Below are 7,761 nucleotides of genomic sequence, written 5' to 3' on the forward strand. Positions count from 1 at the left end.
CCTCCGCCCAGGCCGATGGCCCCGGGCGGAGGCGGCTTCTACCGTGATCCGCATGCAGCCTCGAAATCCCTGGCAGGCCATGTCCCGTCCCGGCTACGCGCTGTCCCCGTGGCCGTGGCGCTCGGCCGGATATCTGCTCACCGGCGCGGTGACCGGCGCGGCCGTGCTGGTGGGCATCGTGGTGTCGGTGGCGGCCGGCGGGCTGCTCGCGCCGACGCTGGTGGGGCTTCCGCTGCTGCTCGGCACCGCCCTCGCGGGCATACCGGTGGCCCGGCTGGAGCGGTGGCGGCTGCGGCTGGTCGACCGCGATCCGGTCCTCGACCCGCACCTGCCGCCCGCCGCCCCCGGCCTGCGGATCTGGCTGACCGCCCGGCTGCGGGAGCGGGCCACCTGGCGGGAGTTCGGCCACACCCTGCTGTTCGCGGGCCTGCTGTGGCCGGTCGACGCCCTCGCGCTCATGGCCGGCCTGCTCCTCCCGGCGGCCGTGACCGCCACCCCGTTGCTGATGGCCACGGTGGGGGACGGCAGGGAGGCGAAGGTCCTCAAACTGTGGACGGTCACCACCTGGCCGGCGGCGGCCGGTGCCGCCCTGCTCGGGATCGTTCTGCTCGTCCTGGGTTCCTACCTGCTGGGCGTCGCGGTGGGCGCCCGCGCGGGGCTGACCCGGCTGTTGATCGCCCCGCGCGAGACCGGCCTGGAGGCCAGGGTGACCGAACTGACCCGGTCCCGGGTGCGGCTGGTGGAGGCCTTCGAGGCGGAACGGCGGCGCATTGAGCGCGATCTGCACGACGGGGCCCAGCAGCGTCTGGTCGCCCTGACGATGACGCTGGGGCTGGCCCGCCTGGACGCGCCGCCCGGACCGCTCGCCGACCGGCTCGCCAAGGCCCATGACGAGGCGGGCCGGGCACTTCGGGAGCTGCGGGAGCTCATCCACGGTATCCACCCCCAGGTCCTCGCCGACTACGGGCTCGAAGCCGCGGTCGCCGACGCCGCCGACCGGTCCGCCGTACCCGTGGACGTGGACCTGGATCTCACCGGCCGGCTGCCCACGCCGGTCGAGGCCGCCGCGTACTTCGTGGTGTGCGAGGCGCTCGCCAACGTCGCCCGGCACAGCGGGGCGAGCCGCGCGCGAGTGGACGGCGGACACCGCGACGGGCGGCTGCTGCTGGAGGTCCGTGACGACGGGCGGGGCGGCGCACGGGCCGGGGCGGGCAGCGGGCTGACCGGACTCGCCGACCGGGTGTCGGTGCTCGATGGCAGACTCACCCTGTCCAGTCCGGTGGGTGGACCGACCCTGCTGCGTGTGGAGATCCCTTGCGTCCCCTGCTCCCCCTGACAGACGGCCGAGCACTGCGCGTCGTGCTGGCCGAGGACAGCGTGCTGCTGCGGGAGGGTCTGATCGGTCTGCTCCAGCAGTGCGGGCACGAGGTCGTCGCGGCGGTCGGAGACGCCGAGGCGCTGGTCGCCGCGGTCGGTGGAGACGAACCCGACATCGTGGTGACGGACGTCCGGATGCCCCCGGGCTTCCAGGACGAGGGCCTGCGCGCGGCCGTGCGGCTGCGCGCCGAGCGGCCCACGCTGCCCGTTCTCGTGCTCAGCCAGTACGTGCAGCGCCGATACGCCTCCGACCTGCTGGACTCCGGCGACGGCACCGGAATCGGCTATCTGCTCAAGGACCGGGTCGGCCAGATCGAGGAGTTCGTGACCGCGCTGAGCCAGGTCGCGGACGGCGGCACGGTGATCGACCCCGAGGTCGTACGGCAGTTGCTGCGCCACCGCCGTGACCCGCTGGAGCGGCTGTCCCCGCGGGAGCGGGAGGTGCTGGCGCTGATAGCGCAAGGCAAGTCCAACGGCGCGATCGCCCGCGAGCTGGTGGTGTCGGAGGCCGCCGTCGGCAAGCACATCGGCAGCATCTTCACGAAGCTGGACCTGCCGTTGACGGACGAGACGCATCGGCGGGTCCTCGCGGTGCTGGCTTATCTGCGGGCGTGACCGGCCGGACGGTCTTCTTACCGGCCGGTCGTCACATACGACCGGTACCAGGACGCCGACCGCGCGAACGTGCGGGCGAACCCCTCACCCGGTGAGCAGTCCAGGTCCTTCCAGAAGCCGTCGTCCGCGAACCAGTGGTCCACGGTGAGCATGTCCAGGTGATGCAGCGCACGCGGGGACCCGGCGGCCCGGGCGCGGGCGGCGGCCACGTCCACCGAGGCGCCGTCGCCGGGCCGCTCCACCCGCTCGCACACGGCCGCGAGCAGTTCCGGGACGGGGACGGGGTCCGGGTGGCCGACGTAGTGGGTGCCGGAGCCGTGGCCGGGGGACAACGCCGCGGCGACGACCGCACGGCCCAGGGTGTCGACGTCGATCATCGAATGGAGCGCCTCGCAGCCGGACACGGTCGCGGACAACTCCCGCAGCAGTCCCACCAGTCCGGGTATCACCCAGCGGTCGCCCTCGCCGTGCACCAGGTGCGGGCGCAGCACCAGGCCGCCCGCGTCGAGGACATGCCGTTCGGCCGCCGCGCGGGTGCGGCTGGTGGCGGAGACGGGCGCGACCGGGGCCTCGCCGGGCCGTACGCCCCGGAAGGGGCCCCGGCCGTGGACGGCGGCGGTGCTCACGTACACGATCCGGCGCACTCCGTTCCGTACGGCCTCCTCCACCAGGGCCTTCGTGCCGAGGTCGTTGACCGCGGCGACGGACTCCGGGTCGCCGCCCACGCGGGAGGCGCAGTGCACGAGGACGTCGACGCCGGCGAGGCCGCCGCGCAGGGTGCGCGGGTCGGTGAGATCACCGGGCACCGTCCCGGAGTCCGGCCGCTCGGGTGGCGTACGGCGGGACAGCGAGCGGACGCGGACCTCGGGGCGTTCGAGGGCCGCTGCCGCGACCCGGCTGCCGATGAAGCCCGTCGCGCCGGTGATCAGGAGGTCGACGGTCACGGCAGGGACCGTACCGGGGCCGTGGGCGCGCAGGTGAGGGTGGCGCCGAAGACGGACTGGCCGGCCTGGGTACCCGACACCCGCACCGTCACCTCGTCCTCGCCCTTGTCGAGCACTTCGGTGTCGATCCGGCAGGGGCTGTCCAGTTCGGCGTAGCGGCTGAAGGAGACGGCCAGTTCGGACGGCAGGAAGGGCAGCCGGCCCGACGCCGCGGTCGCGGCCTGGCGGGCCGCCTCGAACAGGACCATGCCGGGGACGTGGTCGTTGGGGCGCGGGAAGAGGACCGGGTGTCCGGTGTGCGCGCGCAGCAGCCAGGTGCCGGGCCGGTCCGCGGGGGCGAGGACGACGTCCTCCGCGCGGTGGCGGCCCACCAGTTCGGGTGATACCGGTTCCGGCAGCGGTATTCGGGCTTCCCGAGCGGCCAGTTGGCGTTCCCGCAGGCGGCGGTAGGCGGCCGGGGAGGTGCAGCCGGTGCTGCCGGTGCCCCGGGCGACGAGGCGTCCCGCGCGGCGGAACTCCATCGTCGTGCGCATGCCGTTCAGACCGTGGCTCCGGCGGCGGATTTCGGAGCAGACGACGTCGACGGTGACCGGCTCGTCCGCGTCCGCCAGCAGCAGCCGGTCCGGGTCGGTGGAGATGTCCAGGTCCCGCATGACGAAGTGGGTGTCGGCGGGGGCGCCGAACTCCGCGTGGGCGAGGGCCATCGAGGTCTGACGCAACGTTTCACCGACGATCATCGGATCCTGGCGAAGGTCGTCGACGGGGCCGAAGAAGGCGTGGTCGGCGGGCCAGCGGGCGGTGACGCGGAAGCGGACGTCCGAGAGCCGGACCCACTCGGCCGGGAAGACGTCCGCCGCGCGGGGGCGGTGGGCGAGTTCCGTCGTGACGCGGGTGCGGGCACCGGGTCTGCCGACGGTGTTTGCGGGTGAGTCCCGCTGTCCGGTCTGATCCTCCATAGGTGCGCTCCAGGAATCCGGCTGCGGCGTGAGGAATGCCCGGGATCGGCAATCGGCCCCCGGTCGGTTCGCACTAAGATACGGACGAGTTGGTTTTTTTCCAAGGGTGATCCACATCGCCGGAGACGAGCCCACGCGCCCGCACCAGCACGGCAGACCGCACGGCGGCTTCACGCCGACCGCACGGTGCGACCCGAGAGATCCATGAGATCCACCAGATCAGGAGGCACCGATGGCGCGACAGGAGCGCGCGATCCGCACCCGCCGGACCATTCTGGAGGCGGCGGCGGCCGTCTTCGACGAACGCGGCTACACCTCGGCGACCATCGGGGAGATCCTGGAGCGGGCCGGGGTCACCAAGGGCGCTCTGTACTTCCACTTCGGCTCCAAGGAGGAGCTGGCGCTCGGCGTGTTCGAGGAGCAGCTCGCGATCTCCCTGCCGCCCCAGGCCGGCAAGCTGCAGGAGCTCGTCGACTCCGGACTGGTACTGGCGCTGCGGCTGCGGACCGAGCCGCTGGTGCGGGCCAGCGTCGGACTGGCCCTCGACCAGGGGGCGCTGGGACTGGACCGCACTCCGGCGTTCGGCATGTGGATCGACCAGACCACCCGGACCCTGGCCGAGGCCAAGGCGGGAGGCGAACTGCTGCCGCACGTCGACCCGACGGAGACGGCGGAACTGCTGGTCGCGAGCTTCTCCGGAGTGCAGCTCCTGTCGCAGTTGCGCTGCCAGCGGCAGGACCTGGAGCACCGGGTCGCCGTGCTGTTCCACCACATGCTGCCGGGCGTGGCCGTTCCGGCCGTGCTGGCCCGGCTGGACATCTCCCAGGACCGCGCCGGGCGGCTGCTCGCCGAAGGGCGGCCACTGCCGGTGGAGTCACCGGTGGAACCAGAGGTGGCGGAAGCCGGGTAGGGCCCGGACTTCTCCACACCGGAAGAGTTGTCCACAGGGTCTGACGCGTTTCGGCCACCGGCTGTACGGTCGGCACGATCGATGTCGACGCGTGTGTACGGCACGTATGCGTACGGGGGAGGCGGTCGCCGTGACCGAAGCTGTTGCCGGGATGTCCGGGACTCGTGAGCCCGCCGGGACGACCGGGGCCGGCGGTACGGCCCCGGTGCGGCGGCTGCCGCGGGTGCCGGGATTCGCCGAGTGGCCCGCCGAGGGCAGCCCCAGGGAGGAGGGCAAGGCCCTGCGCGGGCAGGTCCCCCGCGGGGCACACGCCGCCCTCGACCTGGACGCCTGCCGCCCCGACGCCGTGAGCGCCGTCGAGGAGTCCAGCCGGGGCCGGCTGCCCGAGCTCGCGCCGCTCCGGGTGGGCAGGATGGCGGCGACGCCGTTCGCCTTCCTGCGCGGATCGGCGGGCCTCATGGCGTACGACCTGGCCCGCACGCCGATGACCCGGATCGGCGCCCAGATCTGCGGCGACGCCCACGCGGCGAACTTCGGTCTCTACGGCGACGCGCGCGGCGGGCTGGTCATCGACCTGAACGACTTCGACGAGACGGTGATCGGCCCCTGGGAATGGGACCTCAAGCGGCTCGCCGCCTCCCTGGTGCTCGCCGGGCGCGAGGCCGGCGCGGACGAGGACACCTGCCGCGCCGCGGCCCACGACACCGTGGGCGCCTACCGCCGCACGATGCGGCTGCTGTCCAAGCTGCCGGCGCTGGACGCCTGGAACGCCATCGCGGACGAGGAACTCGTCTCCCACACCGACGCCCACGACCTGCTGGGCACCCTGGAGCGGGTCTCCGAGAAGGCCCGCGCGAACACCAGCGGCCGGTTCGCGGCCAGGTCCACCGAGACGACCGGGGACGGCGGACGCCGCTTCGTCGACGCGCCGCCGGTGCTGCGCCGCATACCGGACGACGAGGCCGCCGCGGTGGCCGCCTCGCTGGAGCAGTACCTCGGCACGCTCCCGCCGGACCGCCACCCGCTGCTGGCCCGGCACGCGGTGCACGACGTGGCGTTCCGCGTCGTCGGCACCGGCAGCGTGGGCACCCGTTCGTACGTCGTGCTGCTCCTCGACCACCGGGGCGAGACCCTGGTCCTCCAGGTGAAGGAGGCCCGTCCCTCGGCGCTCGTGCCGCATCTGCTGACGGCAGGATTCGACGTCCCCGAGGCCGGCCACGAGGGCAGGCGGGTGGTCCGCGGCCAGAAGCGGATGCAGGTGGTGAGCGACAGCCTGCTGGGCTGGACGACGGTCGACGGCCGCCCCTTCCAGGTGCGCCAGTTCCGCAACCGCAAGGGCAGTGTCGACCCGGCCGCGCTGGCCGCCGACCAGGTCGACGACTACGCCCGCATGACGGGCGCCCTGCTGGCCCGTGCCCACTCCCACAGCGCCGACCCCCGCCTGATCGCCGGATACTGCGGCAAGAACGACGAACTGGACGAGGCGGTGGCGGCCTTCGCCGTTGCCTACGCCGACCGCACCGAGGCGGACCACACGGACCTGGTGACCGCGGTGCGGTCGGGGCGGATCGCGGCGGAGACGGGGGTGTGAGCGGGCGTCCGGGACGGGCGAGCGTCCCCGGCCGGGGGATGCGCCGCCGGAGCGGGGCGTGCCGCCCGGGCGGGTGGCCTACGCTGTTCGGGTGACGACCTCGGAAGGTGAGCAGAGTGGCGGCGCCGGCGCTGAGCGGGCGCCCGGCGGTGGCGGTGCGGCGCGGCCCGAGGAGCGGCTGGAGCAGGCCGTACGCGCGGCCGAGCAGGCGCTGATCGAGTTCGAGATCGCCGTGGAGACCTTCCGCGTCGAGGTCGAGAACTTCTCCCGGCTGCACGAACAGAAGCTCGGCCCGGTGTACGCCCGGCTCGAGGAGCTGGACGCCCAGATCCTGGAGGCCAGGGCCGCCCGCAGTGACGACCCCGAGGACCGGCGCCGGGCCGACGAGGCGCGCGCCCGGCTGATGCCCATCCCCGGCGTCGAGGAGCTGCTCAACGGCTGGATGGACGGCGACGGCCTCTTCCCCGAGGCCACCGCCATGCTCACCGACCAGCCGGTGCGGCCCCCGCGGCGGGTGCGGCCCAGCGAGGAGGCCCGCAAGCTCTACCGCGACCTCGCCCGCAAAGCCCACCCGGACCTGGCGCAGGAGGACAAGGAACGCGCGCGCCGCGAGGAGTTCATCACCCGCGTCAACGCCGCCTACGCCCGCGGCAACGAGGACGAGCTGCGCGAACTCGCCGAGGAGTGGGTCGCAGGACCGGAGCTGAAGCGCGTCCCGAGCGAGGGCGAGGAGCTCTACGCCCGCCTCGAATGGCTCGCCCGGCGCAAGGAACTGCTCACGCTGGTCGCCAGGGAACTGGAGGAGGGCGCCATCGGCTCGATGCTCCGCCTCGCCCCGGACGACCCAGACAGGCTCCTCGAGGAGATCGCCGAGCAGCTGCGGACCCAGGTGATCGCACGCGAGGCGGAGCTGGCGGCGCTGCTGGCCTGAGCCGGGGCCCGCCCGGTCGGGTAGCGTCGGGGGTATGAGTTTTGGAGCTGGTGTGCCCACGGTCCGGGTCGCGGACCTCAAGGACGGCGACTTCCTGCTGGACGTCCGCGAGGACGACGAGTGGAAGGCCGGTCACGCCGCAGGGGCGCTGCACATCCCCATCAGTGAGTTCGTGGCCCGCTACGGCGAGCTGACCGAGGCCGCCCCGCAGGACGGCCGGGTCCATGTGATCTGCCGTTCCGGCGGACGGTCGGCGCAGGTCGCCATGTATCTGGCCCAGCAGGGCGTCGACGCCGTGAACGTGGACGGCGGCATGCAGGTGTGGGAGGCCGCCGGGGGGGGCGGCGCGGCGCCCCAACCGCAGCCCCCCGACCCAGAGTGAGGGCCACCCCCCCGGCACCCCCCCCCCCCCCCCCACCGAGGACTACAAAAGAAAC

At 73.7% G+C, this 7,761-nt stretch carries 8 protein-coding genes; 6 read left to right on the forward strand and 2 right to left on the reverse strand.

Going from position 1 to position 7,761, the window contains the following annotated elements; genetic code table 11:
* Window positions 1-52 precede the first annotated feature (52 nt).
* Window positions 53-1,336: a sensor histidine kinase gene (locus ACFXAE_RS20985; RefSeq protein ID WP_384716828.1), complete on the forward strand. Its 1,284-nt coding sequence runs from the start codon at window positions 53-55 to the stop codon at window positions 1,334-1,336.
* A gap of 23 nt (window positions 1,337-1,359) precedes the next feature.
* The gene (locus tag ACFXAE_RS20990) at window positions 1,360-1,992 is read left to right on the forward strand and encodes a LuxR C-terminal-related transcriptional regulator (protein WP_384716849.1); all 633 of its coding nucleotides are present in this window, start codon (window positions 1,360-1,362) and stop codon (window positions 1,990-1,992) included.
* 17 nt (window positions 1,993-2,009) lie between these two features.
* Here ACFXAE_RS20990 and ACFXAE_RS20995 read toward each other — a convergent pair whose 3' ends face one another.
* Both ACFXAE_RS20995 and ACFXAE_RS21000 read right to left on the reverse strand, forming a co-directional pair.
* Window positions 2,010-2,936, reverse strand: a complete 927-nt coding sequence (locus ACFXAE_RS20995) for an NAD-dependent epimerase/dehydratase family protein (RefSeq protein ID WP_384716831.1) — start codon at window positions 2,934-2,936, stop codon at window positions 2,010-2,012.
* Window positions 2,933-3,892, reverse strand: coding sequence for a ScbA/BarX family gamma-butyrolactone biosynthesis protein (locus ACFXAE_RS21000; protein ID WP_384716834.1), 960 nt, complete (start codon window positions 3,890-3,892; stop codon window positions 2,933-2,935). Before ACFXAE_RS21000 ends, ACFXAE_RS20995 begins: the two co-directional genes overlap by 4 nt.
* Before the next feature lie 232 nt (window positions 3,893-4,124).
* Between ACFXAE_RS21000 and ACFXAE_RS21005 the strand changes: the two genes are divergently transcribed.
* The 4 genes from ACFXAE_RS21005 to ACFXAE_RS21020 all read left to right on the forward strand — a co-directional run bounded on the left by ACFXAE_RS21005 (window position 4,125) and on the right by ACFXAE_RS21020 (window position 7,706).
* Window positions 4,125-4,802 carry a ScbR family autoregulator-binding transcription factor gene (locus ACFXAE_RS21005; protein ID WP_384716836.1) on the forward strand — a complete coding sequence of 226 codons (678 nt, stop codon included), beginning with the start codon at window positions 4,125-4,127 and terminating at the stop codon, window positions 4,800-4,802.
* Window positions 4,803-4,953: 151 nt separating this feature from the next.
* Window positions 4,954-6,393: a DUF2252 domain-containing protein gene (locus ACFXAE_RS21010; protein ID WP_384716852.1), complete on the forward strand. Its 1,440-nt coding sequence runs from the start codon at window positions 4,954-4,956 to the stop codon at window positions 6,391-6,393.
* A 91-nt stretch (window positions 6,394-6,484) separates the two neighbouring features.
* A complete protein-coding gene (locus ACFXAE_RS21015) occupies window positions 6,485-7,324 on the forward strand; it encodes a J domain-containing protein (protein ID WP_384716839.1) in 840 nt (279 codons plus the stop codon).
* Between the two features lie 52 nt (window positions 7,325-7,376).
* On the forward strand, window positions 7,377-7,706 hold the full coding sequence (locus tag ACFXAE_RS21020) for a rhodanese-like domain-containing protein (RefSeq protein WP_384716855.1): 330 nt from the start codon (window positions 7,377-7,379) through the stop codon (window positions 7,704-7,706).
* Window positions 7,707-7,761 lie beyond the last annotated feature (55 nt).

It is taken from the genome of Streptomyces sp. NPDC059454 (genome assembly GCF_042749965.1).
In the GTDB taxonomy this organism is placed as follows: domain Bacteria; phylum Actinomycetota; class Actinomycetes; order Streptomycetales; family Streptomycetaceae; genus Streptomyces.

Bases quoted from the DNA above. Each gene is read 5' to 3' on its own strand.
- ACFXAE_RS20985 (WP_384716828.1), top strand. From the start codon at position 53: ATGCAGCCTCGAAATCCCTGGCAGGCCATGTCCCGTCCCGGCTACGCG.
- ACFXAE_RS21000 (WP_384716834.1), bottom strand. From the start codon at position 3,892: ATGGAGGATCAGACCGGACAGCGGGACTCACCCGCAAACACCGTCGGC.
- ACFXAE_RS21005 (WP_384716836.1), top strand. From the start codon at position 4,125: ATGGCGCGACAGGAGCGCGCGATCCGCACCCGCCGGACCATTCTGGAG.
- ACFXAE_RS21010 (WP_384716852.1), top strand. From the start codon at position 4,954: ATGTCCGGGACTCGTGAGCCCGCCGGGACGACCGGGGCCGGCGGTACG.